Annotated in this window: 14 protein-coding genes; 8 read left to right on the top strand and 6 right to left on the bottom strand. The window is 68.9% G+C overall.

Annotated features, from left to right (window positions below):
* Positions 1-840: 3-carboxyethylcatechol 2,3-dioxygenase (locus UK23_RS32155; RefSeq protein WP_156213528.1), on the bottom strand; the 840-nt coding region annotated here is incomplete at its 3' end.
* 231 nt (positions 841-1,071) lie between these two features.
* Here UK23_RS32155 and UK23_RS52045 point away from each other — a divergent pair.
* Both UK23_RS52045 and UK23_RS32150 read left to right on the top strand, forming a co-directional pair.
* Entirely contained in the window at positions 1,072-1,263 is a 192-nt protein-coding gene (locus UK23_RS52045; protein WP_156213527.1) for a hypothetical protein, read from the top strand.
* 59 nt (positions 1,264-1,322) lie between these two features.
* On the top strand, positions 1,323-2,984 hold the full coding sequence (locus UK23_RS32150; RefSeq protein WP_045315459.1) for a DEAD/DEAH box helicase: 1,662 nt from the start codon (positions 1,323-1,325) through the stop codon (positions 2,982-2,984).
* Here the strand turns inward: UK23_RS32150 and UK23_RS32145 are convergent.
* The 5 genes from UK23_RS32145 to UK23_RS32125 all read right to left on the bottom strand — a co-directional run bounded on the left by UK23_RS32145 (position 2,981) and on the right by UK23_RS32125 (position 9,514).
* The gene (locus UK23_RS32145) at positions 2,981-3,724 is read right to left on the bottom strand and encodes a methyltransferase type 11 (RefSeq protein WP_045315458.1); all 744 of its coding nucleotides are present in this window, start codon (positions 3,722-3,724) and stop codon (positions 2,981-2,983) included. The genes UK23_RS32150 and UK23_RS32145 overlap by 4 nt on opposite strands.
* A gap of 159 nt (positions 3,725-3,883) precedes the next feature.
* A complete protein-coding gene (locus UK23_RS49125; protein WP_052685249.1) occupies positions 3,884-7,237 on the bottom strand; it encodes a S8 family serine peptidase in 3,354 nt (1,117 codons plus the stop codon).
* Positions 7,238-7,333: 96 nt separating this feature from the next.
* On the bottom strand, positions 7,334-7,732 hold the full coding sequence (locus UK23_RS32135; RefSeq protein WP_045315457.1) for a VOC family protein: 399 nt from the start codon (positions 7,730-7,732) through the stop codon (positions 7,334-7,336).
* Positions 7,733-7,737: 5 nt separating this feature from the next.
* The gene (locus tag UK23_RS32130) at positions 7,738-8,529 is read right to left on the bottom strand and encodes a helix-turn-helix domain-containing protein (RefSeq protein WP_052685248.1); all 792 of its coding nucleotides are present in this window, start codon (positions 8,527-8,529) and stop codon (positions 7,738-7,740) included.
* Between the two features lie 10 nt (positions 8,530-8,539).
* Entirely contained in the window at positions 8,540-9,514 is a 975-nt protein-coding gene (locus tag UK23_RS32125; RefSeq protein WP_231114779.1) for an ROK family transcriptional regulator, read from the bottom strand.
* Positions 9,515-9,551: 37 nt separating this feature from the next.
* On the opposite strand from UK23_RS32125, the gene UK23_RS32120 reads away from it, so the two are divergent.
* The 6 genes from UK23_RS32120 (at position 9,552) to UK23_RS32100 (ending at position 16,353) form a co-directional block, all read left to right on the top strand.
* Positions 9,552-10,559: a Gfo/Idh/MocA family oxidoreductase gene (locus UK23_RS32120; protein ID WP_045315455.1), complete on the top strand. Its 1,008-nt coding sequence runs from the start codon at positions 9,552-9,554 to the stop codon at positions 10,557-10,559.
* A complete protein-coding gene (locus UK23_RS54115) occupies positions 10,556-11,020 on the top strand; it encodes a heme-degrading domain-containing protein (RefSeq protein WP_045315454.1) in 465 nt (154 codons plus the stop codon). Before UK23_RS32120 ends, UK23_RS54115 begins: the two co-directional genes overlap by 4 nt.
* A 405-nt stretch (positions 11,021-11,425) precedes the next feature.
* On the top strand, positions 11,426-12,832 hold the full coding sequence (locus UK23_RS32110; protein ID WP_045315453.1) for a family 2B encapsulin nanocompartment shell protein: 1,407 nt from the start codon (positions 11,426-11,428) through the stop codon (positions 12,830-12,832).
* A gap of 9 nt (positions 12,833-12,841) precedes the next feature.
* Positions 12,842-13,927 carry a terpene synthase family protein gene (locus UK23_RS50700; RefSeq protein WP_156213525.1) on the top strand — a complete coding sequence of 362 codons (1,086 nt, stop codon included), beginning with the start codon at positions 12,842-12,844 and terminating at the stop codon, positions 13,925-13,927.
* A complete protein-coding gene (locus UK23_RS50695) occupies positions 13,920-14,933 on the top strand; it encodes a terpene synthase family protein (protein ID WP_052685246.1) in 1,014 nt (337 codons plus the stop codon). The genes UK23_RS50700 and UK23_RS50695 overlap by 8 nt, the downstream gene beginning before the upstream one ends.
* 61 nt (positions 14,934-14,994) lie before the next feature.
* Positions 14,995-16,353 (top strand): family 2B encapsulin nanocompartment shell protein, encoded by a 1,359-nt coding sequence (locus tag UK23_RS32100; protein ID WP_045315452.1) that lies wholly within the window; start codon positions 14,995-14,997, stop codon positions 16,351-16,353.
* Positions 16,354-16,377: the final 24 nt, after the last annotated feature.

Raw genomic sequence — 16,377 nt, 5'->3', positions numbered from 1 at the left:
GGACATCACCACGGCGCGGCCGTTCGTGTCGAACTCGTGCGCCAGCGTCTTCAGGGCCCGGCCACCGGCGGCCCACGCCGCCGTCCAGGTGAGGCACTCCGCCGCACCGTTGCCGCCACGCTCGACCAGGTCGACGCCGATCTCGTCGAGCCAGTCCTGCGACGTCCCGCCCACGCCGGCCAGGAAGGCCTCGTCCCACGTGCGCACCAGCTCGCGGAGCGTGCCCTCGGTCCGCGCCTTCTCGTTGACCGACTTGATCCACGCCTGGCGCTCCTCCTCCGTGAGCACCTCGCCCGTCTCGGGTTCGCGGAATCCCGGCAGGTCGTGCGCCAGGCCACCCGATCCCACGTAGAGCACCCGCTTGTCCGAGAAGAACTCGCCGACGCGGCGTCCCAGCGACGCCGCGCGGCGGAAGGACGCGTGGGGCGGCGAGGCGCAGTTGATGAAGATCGGCAGCACCGGCTTGGCGTCGATCTCGCCGAGCAGGTCGCGCGCCGTGTGGCCGAACGCGTGGTCCAGCGCGGCCTCGTAAGCAGTCGCGATGTCGAAGTCGTGCGACACCAGGTCCGCCACCAGATCGCGGCCCAGCGCGGAAGGCACGTCGTAGGCACCGGACGGACCGGCGACGTCGCCCTGGGCCGTGGCCGACAGCACGACGGCGAACGTCGGCACCACGGCGCGGAACGCACGGCGGTGGTCCGTGCCGAAGAAGACCACGAGCTCCGGGTCGAACTCCGCCACGGCGGCGCGGGCGTCGGCGATCGCCGCGCGCACCGGGCCGTGGGGCGCGCTGGGCAGGGTGATCAGGTGCGAGGAGCAGACCGTCAGGCTATTCGTCACCTGGCCAGTCTACGGCCGCGACACCCGAGTCCACAGTAGACGAACGGCCAGCAACCAGACCGGCACCGGCGGCTCGCCGGACTCCTTCGCGTCCACAGTGGACACTGTTCCGCGCGTGGCCGAACTCCGGCCGAAGCCCACCCCCGCACACTCCAGGCCCGAGCGCCGCGCCACCTCGGACCGGGCGAGCCGGAAACGGTTGCGGCGACGCTGAAACAGGGTTCGCGGACGGTGCCGGTATCCGGGATGTGGGAAGGGTCACCCGGTTCGCACGTGGGCGACGCGTCCGGGCCGGGGCAGTGGCGCGATCCCGGTGCCGACCCGCTCACCACCATAAGGCCTGGTCAGGTCAAGATCTCAGCCGAGGCCGACGACGTGGCGAGCGGTGCGGAGGTTCGCGTGAGCCCGCGAGAAGCAGCCTGACCTGGCCTGAACCAGTGCTGAGTGAGTGCGATGTCGGGCGGTGGGGGAAGATACTCGTCATGACCACCGCCGACAACGGTTTCGCCGACCTGGGGCTCAGGCCCGACATCCTCAACGCTCTCACGACCCTGGGCTACGAGGAGCCGACGCCGATCCAGAGTGAAGCGATCCCGCCGCTGCTCGCGGGCAACGACCTGCTCGGGCAGGCCGCCACGGGCACGGGCAAGACGGCGGCGTTCGCGTTGCCCCTGCTCGAACGCATCGCCGACCGGATCGGCAAGGCCGAGAAGCCGCTCGCCCTCGTGCTCGCGCCGACCCGTGAGCTGGCGGTGCAGGTGTCCGAAGCGGTGCACCGCTACGGCCGCCACATGGGCGCCCGTGTGCTGCCCATCTACGGCGGCCAGCCCATCGGCCGCCAGCTGCGTGAGCTGTCCCGCGGCGTCGACGTGGTGGTCGCGACCCCTGGCCGCGCGATCGACCACCTGCAGCGCGGCACGTTGCAGCTCAGCGACCTGCGCATGGTCGTGCTCGACGAGGCCGACGAGATGCTCGACATGGGCTTCGCGGAGGACATCGACGCGATCCTCGCCGAGGCGCCCGCCGAGCGGCAGACGGTGCTGTTCTCGGCCACGATGCCGCCGCGCATCAACCGCATGGCCAAGAGCCACCTGCGCGAGCCGGTGCTGATCCAGATCGAGCGCGAGAAGACCGAGCCGGGTGAGGCTCCGCGCGTCCGGCAGACCGCGTACCTGGTGCGCCGCGAGCACAAGCCCGCCGCGCTCGGCCGCGTCCTGGACGTCGAGTCGCCGACCGCCGCCGTCGTCTTCTGCCGCACGCGTGACGAGGTCGACCAGCTCACCGAAACGCTGAACGGCCGCGGCTACCGCGCCGAGTCGCTGCACGGCGGCATCAGCCAGGAGCAGCGCGACCGCGTGATGGCCCGCCTGCGCGGCGGCACCGCCGACCTGCTGGTGGCCACCGACGTCGCGGCCCGCGGCCTCGACATCGAGCAGCTCACGCACGTCGTCAACTACAACGTGCCGTCCGCCCCCGAGGCGTACACGCACCGCATCGGCCGCGTGGGCCGCGCCGGCCGTGAGGGCGTCGCGATCACCCTGGTCGAGCCGCGCGAGAACTCGATGCTCAAGACCATCGAGCGCGTCACCAAGACCAAGATCCCGATGGAGAAGGTCCCGACGGTCGCCGACCTGCGCGCCCGCCAGCTGGAGCTGACCCGCTCGTCGCTGCAGGAGTCGTTGATGGAGGACGACCTCAGCCGCTTCCGCGTGGTCGTCGAGACCCTGGCCGACGAGTTCGACGTCATGGACATCGCCCTCGCCGCCGTGAAGCTGGCACACGAGGCCTCCGGTGCCGCCGCCGACGAGGAGGAGATCCCGGAGGTCCGCCCGCGCGAGGACCGCCCGCGCCGCGACGGCGCGCCCGCCGGCCCCCGCCGCGAGCGCCGTGGCCCGTCCGAGGGCATGACGAGGCTGTTCCTGGGCGCGGGCCGTTCGTCCGGCATCCGCCCGCAGGACATCGTCGGCGCCATCACCGGCGAGACGAACCTGAAGGGCCGCGACATCGGCGCGATCGAGATCGCGGACCGCTTCTCGCTCGTCGAGGTGCCCGGCGAGGCGGCGAACGACGTGATCGACCAGCTGCGCGACGCCACCATCAAGGGCAAGCGCATCACGATCCGCCGCGAACGCCAGCCCCGCTAGCGTTTCCGCGCCTCGATCAGGAACCTGGTCGAGGCGCAGACGAACTCGCCGTGCTCCTGGATGTGCGCGTGCATGTCCAGGAGCCGGTCGCGGTACGCCTCGACGGTGAAGCCCGGCACGGTCCACAGCACCTTGCGCAGGAAGTGCACCACCGCACCGACGTCGAAGAACGCCACGCGCAACTCCGCCGGCTCCAGCCGCAGCACCTCAAGTCCAGCGGCCTCGGCTTCCTCCTGTGCCCGCGTGGTGCTGCGAGCGTCACTCACCGGCTGCGGACCCATCATGAAATCCGTGAGCCCCCGATTCGTCCCGGCACCGATCTGCTGCGACAAGTAGGTCCCGCCAGACCGCAGCACCCGCGCGACCTCCGCCCACGGCGTCACCACCGGATGCCGGCTGATGACCAGGTCGAACGCACCCGAGCGGAACGGCAGCGGCCCGTCATCCGGCGCCAGCACGACCAACGGCAGGTTCCGGGACGCCACCAACGCGTTGGGCGGCCACGACTCGGTTGCGGCCAGCAGCGGCGGCTGCACGGCAGCGGCAGCCGAAGCCGTCACCTCTCCCCCGCCCGTCTGCAGGTCCAGAGCGGACTCCACGGCAGCCAGCTTCGAGGCGATCAACGACGCATAGCCCCACGGCGGGCGTTCCTCGGTGGCACGGCCGGCGAACCAGGAGAAGTCCCAGCCCTCCAGCGGTACCGCCGCCCCCTCCGCCACCAGGTCTTCGAAGATCCCCATGGGCGACAATGCCACCACAGCCCCGCGGTGCGAGCCACCGGATATCGGCACCCCACCCGCGGCACCTGCCCGCGGCTGCGAGACGCCGCGTCCCTGGTTCGTCTCGCGCACAACTGGGCAGGTGCCGCAGGGGGTTACAACGACCGAACGGCCGCGCGGTTACGCCCGAAGGCGGTAAGCGCGCAGGACCGTTTGGTCGACCGTGTTGCCGTCCGCGTCCGTCGCGACCACGCGTAGTGACACGAAGCCCCCGGCCTTCCCACCAGGGGGAACGAGGGACTTCACCGGCATCCAGTTGGCACCGTCGTCGAAGGACGCGAACGCGTGAAGCTCACGCACGGTGGTCTGGCCCGCCCCGGACTGACGCGACGCGGTGAACTTCACCGGCATCGGCGCGCCGGCCTTCCAGCTGTTCCGCAGGTCGACCGGCAACGTGTAGTCGACCTCCAGCAGCGGCAACCGACCATCCGCGGCGGCGGAGAACTCCCACGACGTGTGCACGTTGGTCGACAACGCCGACGTGTCCCGAGCCGCGTCCAGCACCAGCTGATAGCGACCATCGCGCACAGGCGCGTAGAACGAGCCCTGGCGGACGTCCGCCCAGCCCACCGACTCGCCGGAGTGCTTCAGCTCGACGGACCCGTAACCGGAGTACTGCCAGTTCTCCACCCAGCCCGACCCGCCGAACGGCGAGATCCGGGTGTTGATCATGTCGCCGGACCGGTCCACGCCACCGCCCTGCGACCAGGTCACCAGATGTGGACGACCGAGCCGGGGCGACGAGACCGCGCGGAGGTTCGAGCGCTCGTAGTGCTTGCCCGCCACGAAGGTCACGGGTTCGAGGTCGGCCCACGACGTGGCGCTGTTGCGGTCGAAGCCTTCCTGGAACCAGTCGCCCGGCGTGAAGTACTCGGTGCGCTGCGCGGGTGCGGTGAGCCGCTCGTCCAACGTGCCGAAGCTCCCGTTGAGCACCCCGTTCTGCAGCGGGTAGTTCCGCTGCGTCACGTACCCGTCGCCATTGGACGTGTGGTACCTGGCCTTGACCTCAGCGAGCTCGGAACGACGGATGTGCTGCACACCCGAAGGCAACGCACCCTTGTCCCGCAGGGACAACACGTACGCCACCGGCGATCCGGTGATGGCGCGCAACGTCAAACGAGCAGGCGTCGTCGTCACGTGGTGTTCCGCCACGGTGATCACCGGGATGGCGGTCTGCCCGAACCCGAACGGCACCGGGCCGGCCCACAGCACCGCGACCGCTCCGGCGTCGGCCATCGCCTGGGCGGCGGCGTTGACGTCCTCACCGGCAGTGCGGATGAGCGCGAGCTTGCCGCGCACATCGCCACCGCGCTCGGCCACGTCGAGCTGGTGGTCGCCCGCGGGCAAGGTCTTGCTGGCCTCGAAGTAGTTCACCGGGAAACCGCCGACGACCGAGATCAACGGCTGGCCGCCGTTGAGGCCGGAGTCGTAGGTCAGCTCCGGCAGCTTCCCGCCGAACGAGAGGCTGTACAACGGAACCCGCCCGTCGGTCACCGCCGAGACGCCGCTGGTCTTGCCCGGCTTCATCGGCACCTTCAGCTGGGTCTCGCGGTTCCACACGACCGATGACGAGTCAGGTAGCTGGACGCTGATCTGCTTGCCCTGCCGCGCATCCAGCGTCGCGTTCACATCGGCGGCGAGCGAGACACGCCCCGCCACCTCGGTCGCGGAGACCGGGGTGTACCAGGCGTAGTTCGCCGTCTTCTCGTCGATCCGGCCCAGCACCGCGTAGTCGGCGACCGGCAGCCGGGCCGAGCCGGTGCCGTTCTCGACGATGAGCACCGAGGACTCCTGCGTGGACATGTTGACGAGCACGAAGAACTCGTCCAGCGCGGGCTTGCCGTCGCGTCCGGTGACCGACAACGTCAGCGTGTGCCGCTCCTCCTGCACGTACGCGCCGACCGAGGTAGTCACCGAGACACCGTCAGCGGAAGCCGTGACGTGCCCGAAGAACGTGCCGTTGCCCTTGCGCGGATCCAGCACGACGTCCACCGAGGCGGACCCGGCGGCGGGAACGACCACCGACGGCGGAACGGTGAAGTCGGCACCGAGATCGTGGTGCAGTGACAGGGAAACCGGCGACGGGCCGTCGTTGCGGTAGGTGATCGTCTTCGTGAACGTGCGGGTGTGCGGGAACTCCAGCAACCCGAACGACAGGCTGCCGGCGTCCGCCCGCACCTGCTGCGACACCGCGCGGCCCACGTCGAGCAGGCCGGTACCGACGTTCGCGGACGTGTCGGCGATCGGCTTCACCGTCGCCATCAGGTGCGCCTTCAGCTCGGCCGCGGTCCAGGAGGGGTTGCGCTGCGCCAGGATCGCGGCCGCGCCCGCCACGTGCGGTGCCGCCATCGACGTGCCGGTCAGCCGCGCGTGCAGGTCGTCGACGTAGTGGTCCCACAGCGTTCCAGCAGCCCGTGCGGCCACGATGTCCGTGCCCGGCGCGGCGATGTCCGGCTTCACGGCGTAGTCCCCGAGCCGCGGACCGCGCGACGACCACTCCTCGAGCGTGCCGGACTTCAGCAGGTTCGCGACCGCGAGCGCCGAGTCGGCCGACGCGGGTGAGGACACCTTGCGCCGTTCGCCCGCGTTGCCCGCCGCCACGACGAACAACACACCCGTCTCGGCGGTGAGCTGGTTCACCTTGAGCGACAACGGGTCCGTGCCGTCGGACTGGTCACCGCCCAGCGACATGTTCACGACCTTGGCGCCGGCCTCGCGCGCGGCCCAGTCCATGCCGGCCAGGATCGCGCTGTCCAGGCACCACTCGGTCTCGCACACCCTGCCGACCGCGAGCTTCGCGCCCTTCGCGACACCGGAGTACTTCGCGCCGCGCCCGGCGATCGTGGACGCGACGTGCGTGCCGTGGCCGACGTCGTCCTGGATGCCCGCCGGCGTGAAGTCCTTCGACACCGTCACGACGTCCTTGAGCTCCGGGTGGTTCTGGTCGTAACCGGTGTCGAGCACCGCGACCGTGACCCCGCTGCCGTCGAACCCGGCCTGCCACGCGGCAGGCGCGCCGACCATCGGCACGCTCTGGTCCAGCAGGATCTTCGACTTGCCGTCGAGCCACAGCTTTCCGGCACCGCGCGCGGTCGCCCGGCTCTTCCAGCGTTGCTCGGCGTCCTTCTTCGGAACGGCGGCGGCCGCGCGCAAACCGTTGTCCAGCACCGGAATCCGGTCGATCTTGTCGTCGGTGTAGCCGTAGGAGTGCAACGCCGTGACGTCGAAGAAGCGCTTGTCGACGCGATCCTGCCCCACCGCGTCGACGGCGTCCGCGGGCACGACGTACTGGTGGTCGTTCTGCACGTACTGGGCGAACTGCATGCCGGGCCGCCCCTCGACCCCGACGAGCTCGCCCCGCTCGTTCACGACGACCTTGTCACCGCTGATCAGCGTGATGGTCCTGGTCGGCGTGAGCTGAGGTCTCGGTGGTTGTGCGTGCGCCGCCGGGCCGAGCAGCCCGGCGGCGAGCACCGCGACGGATAAACCAGCTACAAGGCGCACTTGTCCTCCCCTGGATGTGAACCTCTCACCCAGAAGACTCCAAACCTCGCAAAAAGGTTGCCTTCGTCATGCCCCGCGGTAGGTGCCGAAACTCCAGCGGTTGCCCTCGGGATCGGCCACGGTGAAGCCGCGCGAGCCGTAGTCCTCGTCCTTCATGCCACGGATCTCGGTCGCCCCGCGCGCCATGCACTGCGCGTAGATCTCGTCCGGCCGATCCGTCACCACGTACACGGAAGCAGCGCCGACGTGGGTCGCCGTGACCTCGCCGACCGAACGCTCGGCGGACCCCAGCATCACGCCGCCGCCCTCGGGCCAGACCATCTCGCAGTGCACGACCTCGCCGTCGGCCTCACCGGGCACGACGAGATGTTCCTTGAACCCGAACGCTTCCACGAGAAACCGGATCGCGGCCGGCGCGTCCTCGTAGGACAGTCCCGGCCAGCAGGTAGGTGCAGGTGTGGTCATGCGAACTACCTTGCGCCCGTACCGCCCTCACTGCCTTGTACGAATGGAAGCTCGGCCGCGATCCACTCCGTCGGGGTCGCGCCGCACAACGCCCGCCAGTCCCGGTTGAAATGCGCCTGGTCGGTGTATCCGCAGGCCACGGCCACTTCGGTCAGCGTAGGCCGGACCTCACCGCGCAACATCCGGTTGGCCCGCTCGAACCGCATCACGCGGCCCATGACCTTGGGCGTCAACCCGTACTCGGCCGCGAACCGTGCACTCAGGTGCTGTCTGCTCCACCCGACCTCGGCCGCGATCTCCCCGACCGGCGCTCCCGAGGAGAGCCGCTGCCACGCCCACGCCACCTCGACCTGCTGCTTGACCGGACGCGTCAGGTGCCCCAAGACGGAATCCAGCTGGGCGAACCTATCCGTCCAGGTTGTCGCGCTCTGCAGCCGTTCGCGCAGCTCGGAGGCCGGCGCGTCCAGCGAGTCGAGCCCGACCGTGGTCGCCGCCAACTCCCCCGCGGGCATGCCGAAGAACGCCCGCATCCCCAACGGCGTGAGCTCGCACTGGACGCCGTGCTGGAACCCGTCGTGCGTGATGATCACGGCCTCGTCGTGCAGGCCGCCGCACAACGTGGCGAACCGGCCCTGCGCCAGGTCGACCGTGCCGTCCATGGTCACGATGAGGGTGAGCGAGCGCGACGGCAGGCCGCGGTGAATGCCGGGTTCGGTGCGCATCCGATACCCGGAGTACCGCGTCACGAACGGCCGCAGCCTCGGGTGCGGCAGACCGACGACGTGCTCGACGTCCACGAACCTGATGCTAAAACAATTCACCCAGCACGAGCAGCCCCGCGCCCACCGGCACCAGGTCGGCGCCGTACGACGTGACGCTCACGTCCACCTCCGGCATCGCCCGCAGGTACAGGCCGGGCGACTGGAGCACCTTCCGTCCACTCAGGACGATCTGGTCGAGGTCCAGCAGCTGCACCAGGTTCGTGACCGCCGCCGCGAGCACCCGCGCCGCCTCGACACCCGTGGCAGCCGCATGCACCGCCTCGACGCACCCACGCCGTCCGCACACGCACAGCGGCCCGTCGAGCTGGATCGTCGTGTGCCCGAACTCGCCCGCCCCGGACCGTGCGCCCCGGTGCACCTCACCGCCGAGCAGCAGACCGACACCCAGACCGGTGCCGACGAAGACCAGTGCGACATCTCGCAGAGGTGTTCGCCAGGCCTCTGCCAGCACGGCGGCGTTGGTGTCCTTGTCCACCACGACCGGCAGCCCGAGCCGTTCCTCGGCCAGCGCCTTCAACGGAACGCGCGACCAGCCCGGCAGACCGTTCGGCGACACCACCCCGTCGCGGTGCTCCAGCGGCCCGGCGATCCCGATGCCGAGCCCGAGCACCTTCTCCTCGACCGAGATCAACGGCTCCAGCGCGTCCAGCACGTCGTCCGGCGTGAACATCGGCGCCAACGGCACCACGGACGCCGACACCACCTCGCCGGTCAGGTCGAGCCGCACCACCCGCAGCTCGTCGCGGTCGACGTAAGCCCCGTACGCGTACGCGCCGTCAGCCCGGAGCTGGAGCGCCATCCGCGGCTTGCCCCGGCCCCCGTCGCGCACCGCTCCGGTCTCCTCCAGCAGGCCGGCCGACATGAGCCGCGCCACGATCTTCGAGATGGCCTGCGGGGTCAGTTTGGTCTGCGCGGCGATGGAAGCCCTGCTCAGAGCCCCTGAGCGAACCAGCCGGAGCACTGTCCGGTCGTTGTGCGAACGCAGCGAGGTGAGGTCCACGTAGCAATTATGCAACAGCGTTGCTTTAATCAACAGCATGACACGAGTCGGACTTCTGGGCTACGGCATCGCGGGCCGCGTCTTCCACGCCCCGCTCATCTCCTCGACGGAGGGCATGGACCTCGTCGCGATCGTCACCGCGAACCCGGAGCGGCAGGCGCAGGCCCGTGCCGCGTACCCGGACGCCAAGATCGTGACCGCGGACGAGCTGTTCGAGATGGACCTCGACCTGATCGTCGTCGGCACCCCGAACCGCACCCACGTCGAGTACGCCCGCAAGGCGATCGACAAGGGCGTGGCGGTCGTCGTGGACAAGCCGTTCGCGCCCACTTCGGCCGAGGCGAAGGATCTCGTGGCCTCAGCGCAAGAGAAGGGCGTGCCGCTCACGGTGTTCCAGAACCGCCGTTGGGACAGCGACTTCCTCACCGTGCGCAAGATCATCGGCCAATTGGGGGACATCCGGCGGTTCGAGTCTCGATACGAGCGCTGGGTGCCGGAGATCTGGGACAACTGGCGCGAGTTCGGCGACCAGGCCGAAGCCGGCGGCCTCCTCTACGACCTCGGCGCGCACCTCGTCGACCAGGCGCTGCAGCTGTTCGGCCCGGTCAGGAGCGTCTACGCGGAACTGGACCTGCGCAGGCCCGGCGCGCAGGTCGACGACGACGTGTTCGTGGCACTGACGCACGAGAACGGCGTCCGCTCGCACCTGTGGGCCAACGCGCACGCGGCGAACCACGGCCCGCGGTTCCGGGTGCTCGGCAGCGAGGGTGCGTTCGTGATCAGCGGCATGGACGAGCAGGAGGACGCGCTCGACGCCGGCCGCCGCCCGACCGACCCGGGCTGGGGCGCGGAAACCCGCACCGGTCAGGTCGGCATCCTCGACGAGACCGCGGAAGTCACCGTGGAACCCGGTGCGTACCAGAACTTCTACGCCGAACTGCAGGCCGGACGCATCCCGGTCGACCCGGCCGGCTCGGTCCACGCGCTCGAGGTCATCGAGGCCGCGTTCACGTCCGCGCGCGAGAACCGGGTGGTGGGGCTGTGAACTCGGAAGAGCTGCTCGCCCAGGAGCGGAAGCTGCAGTTCACCCGCTTCGGCAACGACGTCGCGATCGAGCTCGGCCTGCACCTGCTCGACGCGGCCCGCGAGCAGGGCCTGCCGATCGCGATCTCGGTGCAGCGCAACGGACATCGGCTGTTCCACGCCTCACTGCCCGGTACCGCGCCGGACAACGACAGCTGGCTGGAGCGCAAGGCCCGCGTTGTCGAGCGGTTCGGCCACAGTTCGTTCTACGTTGGCACGACGTTCCGCGAGAAGGGCAAGACGTTCGAGGAGGAGTCCCACCTCGATCCGGCCCTGTACGCGGCGCACGGCGGCGTCTTCCCGGTGATCCTGCGCGGCACCGGCCCGGTCGGCACGGTCGGCGTGTCCGGTTTGCCCCAGGCCGAGGACCACGAGTTCGTCGTCACTCAGCTGGAATCATTCCTGAACGCCCGCGACGCGTAATAGCACGAATAGTCCTTGGTACAAAATCCGGGCCTCACGCCGGAGTTGTACCCAAGGGCGCAATGTTGTATTGATACACACCACTTCGAGTGGTTTTCGACCCACTCGGAGTGGTGTTGTATAGCATCGGAGCATCACTCACCTATGCGCTCAAATGAGTGATCCTACTGGGCCAAACGAGTGCCCTATTCCACTCATGTACGAATAGAGTCGGATCACCCTCCTGCCGAGGCACAGGTCCTTGTGTAGTGCACCAGTTGTACGCTCCGTAGCATCCACAGGCGTAAACCACCCACCCGAATGTCGCCTTTTTGGCCGCTTCACAGCGCTCAATCGCGAGAACTAACGTCCGTTCCGGCTTATCGGATTGGTCCATTGGCGCATTGAGATAGGTGGGTGTGGGTTGTGACTGTGACGGATTCTGACCTCAATGAGGGCCGTCAGCAGCTGAGTTTGGGCACGGCCGCCGCACGTAATCTGGCCACTACCACCAAGTCCGTCCCGCAGATGCAGGGAATCACTTCCCGCTGGCTGCTCAAGGTGCTGCCCTGGGTCCAGGCCGCGGGTGGTGCGTACCGCGTCAACCGCCGGCTCACCTACACGTTGGGCGATGGCCGCGTCTCGTTCACCAACATCGGCGCGGAGATCCGCGTCGTGCCCGCCGAGCTGACCGAGCTGTCGCTGCTCAAGGGCTTCGACGACGAGGCCGTGCTCGCCGCGCTCTCCGGCCGCTTCCAGCAGCAGGAGTTCGGCATCGGCGACCTCATCGTCGAGAAGGGTCGTCCGAAGGACACCGTCGTGCTGATCGCGCACGGCAAGGTCGACAAGATCGGCACCGGCGAGTACGGCGGGGAAACCGTGCTCGGCAACCTGGCCGACGGCGAGTACTTCGGCGAGACCGTCCTGGCCGGGCCGCAGGGCGAGTGGGAGTACACCGCCAAGGCCGTCACCCCGGTCACCGTGCTCACGCTGTCCTGGAACGACTTCCAGGCCCTCAACGGCGAGGCGGGCGGCCTGCGCGCCCACATCCAGCAGGCCTACAACAGCCGCAACAAGCCGCAGAACGACTTCGGCGAGGCCGAGATCGGCATGGCCGCCGGCCACGACGGCGAGCCCGTGCTGCCCGGCACGTTCGTCGACTACGAGCTCTCGCCGCGCGAGTACGAGCTGAGCGTCGCGCAGACCGTGCTGCAGGTCCACAGCCGGGTCGCTGACCTCTACAACAACCCGATGGACCAGGTCGAGCAGCAGTTGCGGCTCACGATCGAAGCCCTGCGCGAGCGCCAGGAGCACGAGATCGTCAACAACCGCTCGTTCGGCCTGCTGCACAACGCGGACCTCAAGCAGCGCATCCACACCCGCTCCGGCCCGCCCACCCCGGACGACTTCGACGAGCTGCTGTCGATCGTGTGGAAGGACCCCGGTTACTTCCTCGCGCACCCGCGCACGATCGCGGCGTTCGGCCGTGAGCTCAACAAGCGCGGCATCTACCCGCAGCACATCGACTTCAACGGCCAGCAGGTGCCGGCGTGGCGCGGCATCCCCGTGCTGCCGTGCAACAAGATCCCGGTCTCGGACACCCGCACGTCGTCGGTGATGCTGATCCGCACCGGCGAGCAGAACCAGGGCGTCATCGGCCTGCACCAGACCGGCATCCCGGACGAGTACCAGCCGGGCCTTTCGGTGCGGTTCATGGGGATCAACGACCAGGCGATCATCAACTACCTGGTCAGCGCCTACTACTCCGCCGCCATCATGGTGCCGGACGCGATCGGTGTCCTCGAGCACGTCGAGCTCGGTCGCGAAGGCTAGCCGAACACAATGGCTACAGCTTCGTTCACCATGCCGGAGTTCTACGTGCCGCACCCGGCACGGATGAACCCGCACCTCGAGCGCGCCCGCGTCCACTCGACACAGTGGGCGCGGGACATGGGGATGCTCGACACCGGGGTGTGGACTCCGGAGATCCTCGCGGGCGACGACTACGGGTTCATGTGCGCGTGGACCCACCCCGACGCGCCCGCGGAGGTCCTGGACCTCATCACGGACTGGTACGTCTGGGTCTTCTACTTCGACGACGAGTTCTTCGAGGAGTTCAAGAAGTCGACGGACGTGGCCGGGGCCAAGGCGTACCTCGACCGGTTGCCGGCGTTCATGCCTCTCAACGGCACGGACCCGTGGCCGGAGCCGGAGAACCCGACCGAACGCGGTCTCGTCGACCTCTGGCAGCGCACGATCCCGCTGATGTCGGAGGACTGGCGGCGCCGCTTCACCACGAGCACCCACAACCTGCTGCTCGAGTGCATGTGGGAGATCAAGAACATGGCGTCCGGCACCGTCGCCAACCCGATCGAGTACATCGAGATGCGCCGCAAGGTCGGCGGCGCACCCTGGTCGGCGAACCTGGTGGAGGTCTCCGAGGCGGCCGAGGTGCCCGCGTCGATCGCGGGCACCCGGCCGTTGCGCGTCCTCTCCGACACGTTCTCCGACGCCATCCACCTGCGCAACGACATCTTCTCGTACGAACGGGAAGTGCAGCGCGAGGGCGAGAACTCCAACGGGGTGCTGGTGTTCGAGAAGTTCTTCGGCCACGACACGCAGACCGCGGTGGAAGCCGTCAACGCGCTGCTGACCTCTCGGCTGCACCAGTTCGAGAACACCGTCTTCACCGAGCTGCCAACGCTTTTCGCCGAGCACGGAATCGACCCGCTGGAGCAGGCGCGGGTGCTCAAGTACGTGAAGGGCTTGCAGGACTGGCAGTCCGGCGGGCACGAGTGGCACCTGCACGCAGGCCGCTACACCAAGGTCGAGGGTGGTGCTGGGAACTCGGCGTTCTTCCGCACGATCCTGCGCGGGCCGACCGGCCTGGGCACGTCCGGAGCGTGGCTGGGGGTGGCTCGTGGTTGAGATCCCGTCGTTCGACATGCCTTTCAGCGCACGGCTTTCCCCGCACGTCGACAAGGTTCGCCGGCACAGCAAGGCCTGGGCTCGGGACGTGGGCCTGCTCGACGGTCAGCTGTGGACCGAGGCGTACTTCGATCAGGCCGACTTCGGTTCGTTCACGCCGTTGGCGCATCCCACGCTGGGGCTGGACGAGCTGAACCAGATCAGCGACATGCACATCTGGGCCTGGTACGTAGCCGACATCTTCTACGACGGCTACTTCCGCACTCGCGATCTCGTTGGCGCGAAAGCGTTCGTCGCCCGGATGCGGTCCATCATGGACAATCCGGCGCAACCCACCTGGACCGTCGCCGAGCGGGCGTTCGCGGATCTGCTCACGCGCGCCCCGCTCGACTCCTGCGACAGGGCGTCGCTGGACGAGTACTTCGACGCCATGCTGTGGGAAGTGCACTGCAACGCCCAGGGGCGGGTGCCCGACCCCGTCGACTTCGTGGAGATGCGGCGCAAGACCATCGCCGCCGACCTGTCCGAACGGCTCGCGACCAGGGTGCACCGGGCCGAGCTGCCGCCGGAGCTGCTGGCGAACTCGACCATGCGGGCACTCGTGGACGCGTTCGCCGACATCACGAGTCTCAAGGCGGACATCGTGGGCTACGACCGCTTCGGCCCGGACACCGGCATCGTCACCAACGCCGTCGAGGTCGTGCGGAGCTTCTTCGACTGCGAGGTGCAGCAGGCGGTGAACATGGTCGCCGACCTGGTCAACGCCCGCATGCGGCAGTTCGCCACGTCCGCCGCCGACGACCTGCCCTACCTCGCCGGCCAGTACCAGCTCACCGCCGACCAGCGCGTGGCGCTCAAGGCGTACGTCGAGTCGCTGAAGTCGTGGCTCGCCGGCGAGCTGATGTGGACGCAGCGCACCGGCAGATACCAGCCCTACCCCACTCCGTCCGTCTCCTCGTTCCACCGGCCTTCCGGACTCGGTACCGCCGCAGTCCTGGTTCGTTAGTCGATAGATTGGATTCGCAGTGACTGTTACCGATCCGGGCCTTGGGGTCGAGGACCAGCAGATGAGCCTGTCGCGGGCCGCTGCGCGCAACCTCGCGACGACCACCAAGTCCGCACCGCAGATGCAGGGGATCTCGCCCCGCTGGCTGCTGCGAATGCTGCCGTGGGTCGAGGCCAAGGGTGGCGCGTTCCGGGTCAACCGGCGCCTCACGTTCGCGATCGGCGACGGCCGGGTCACGTTCACCGCGGTGGGTTCCGAGGTGCGGATCGTGCCGCAGGAGCTCGCGGAGTTCGTGCTGTTGCGCGGGTTCGAGGACGAGGAGGCGCTGACCGCCGTCGCGAACCGCTTCGAGCAGCGCGAGTACCAGCCGGGTGAGGTGATCGCGCAGCGCGGCGAGTCCGTCGACGAGATCATCGTCATCGCGCACGGCAAGGTCACCAAGACCGGCCGCGGCGAGTACGGCGACGACGTGGCGCTGGGCACCATGGCGGACGGCGAGTACATCGGTGACGAGCCGGTGCTGTCCGGCACCGCGAAGGAGTGGAGCTTCACCGCGCGCGCGTTGACGCCGACGACGGCCGTGGTGCTGTCGCGGGCGACGTTCAACCAGCTCAACGGACAGATCGCGCCGATGCGCGAGCACATCGCGCAGCAGCTGGCGAACCCTTCCAACGCGTCGAACAAGCACGGCGAGGCGGAGATCGACATCTCGTCGGGCCACGACGGCGAACCGAGGCTGCCCAGCACGTTCGTCGACTACGAGCTGCGGCCGCGCGAGTACGAACTCTCGGTGGCGCAGACGATTCTGCGCGTCCACACCCGCGTGGCGGACCTCTACAGCCAGCCGATGGACCAGGTCGAGCACCAGTTGCGGCTGACGATCGAGGCCCTGCGCGAGCGGCAGGAGTTCGAGCTGATCAACAACAAGGAGTTCGGCCTGCTCGCCAACGCCGATCTCAAGCAGCGGGTCAGCACCCAGTCCGGCCCGGCGACGCCGGACGACATGGACGAGCTGATCTCGCGGCGCCGCAACACGAAGCTGATCCTGGCGCACCCCAAGGCGATCGCGGCGTTCGGCCGTCAGCTGTCGGCGCGCGGCCTCTACGCGCCGACGGTCGAGGTCGAGGGCAAGCCGCTGCAGTCGTGGCGCGGCATCCCGATCGCACCGTGCGACAAGATCCCGGTGAACAAGAACGGCACGACGTCGATCCTCGCGATGCGTCTGGGCGAGGAGAAGCAGGGTGTCGTCGGTCTGCGCCAGACCGGCATCCCTGACGAGTACGAGCCCGGCCTGAACGTGCGGTTCATGGGCATCGACGAGCACGCGATGCTGAAGTACCTGGTGTCGACGTACTACTCGGCCGCGGTGCTGGTGCCGGACGCGCTGGGCGTGCTGGAGAACGTGGAGATCGGTCTCTAGTCATGACAGCCGAATTCTTTGGCG

Source organism: Lentzea aerocolonigenes, from assembly GCF_000955955.1.
Lineage (GTDB): Bacteria > Actinomycetota > Actinomycetes > Mycobacteriales > Pseudonocardiaceae > Lentzea > Lentzea aerocolonigenes_A.
The sequence above is the reverse complement of the archived record's forward strand: the minus strand, read 5'-3'. Positions and strand labels throughout refer to the sequence as shown.

Excerpts from the sequence above, each read along its gene's own strand:
- UK23_RS32150 (WP_045315459.1), top strand. The coding sequence starts at position 1,323 with ATGACCACCGCCGACAACGGTTTCGCCGACCTGGGGCTCAGGCCCGAC.
- UK23_RS32145 (WP_045315458.1), bottom strand. The coding sequence starts at position 3,724 with ATGGGGATCTTCGAAGACCTGGTGGCGGAGGGGGCGGCGGTACCGCTG.
- UK23_RS32135 (WP_045315457.1), bottom strand. The coding sequence starts at position 7,732 with ATGACCACACCTGCACCTACCTGCTGGCCGGGACTGTCCTACGAGGAC.
- UK23_RS32120 (WP_045315455.1), top strand. The coding sequence starts at position 9,552 with ATGACACGAGTCGGACTTCTGGGCTACGGCATCGCGGGCCGCGTCTTC.
- UK23_RS50700 (WP_156213525.1), top strand. The coding sequence starts at position 12,842 with ATGGCTACAGCTTCGTTCACCATGCCGGAGTTCTACGTGCCGCACCCG.
- UK23_RS32100 (WP_045315452.1), top strand. The coding sequence starts at position 14,995 with ATGAGCCTGTCGCGGGCCGCTGCGCGCAACCTCGCGACGACCACCAAG.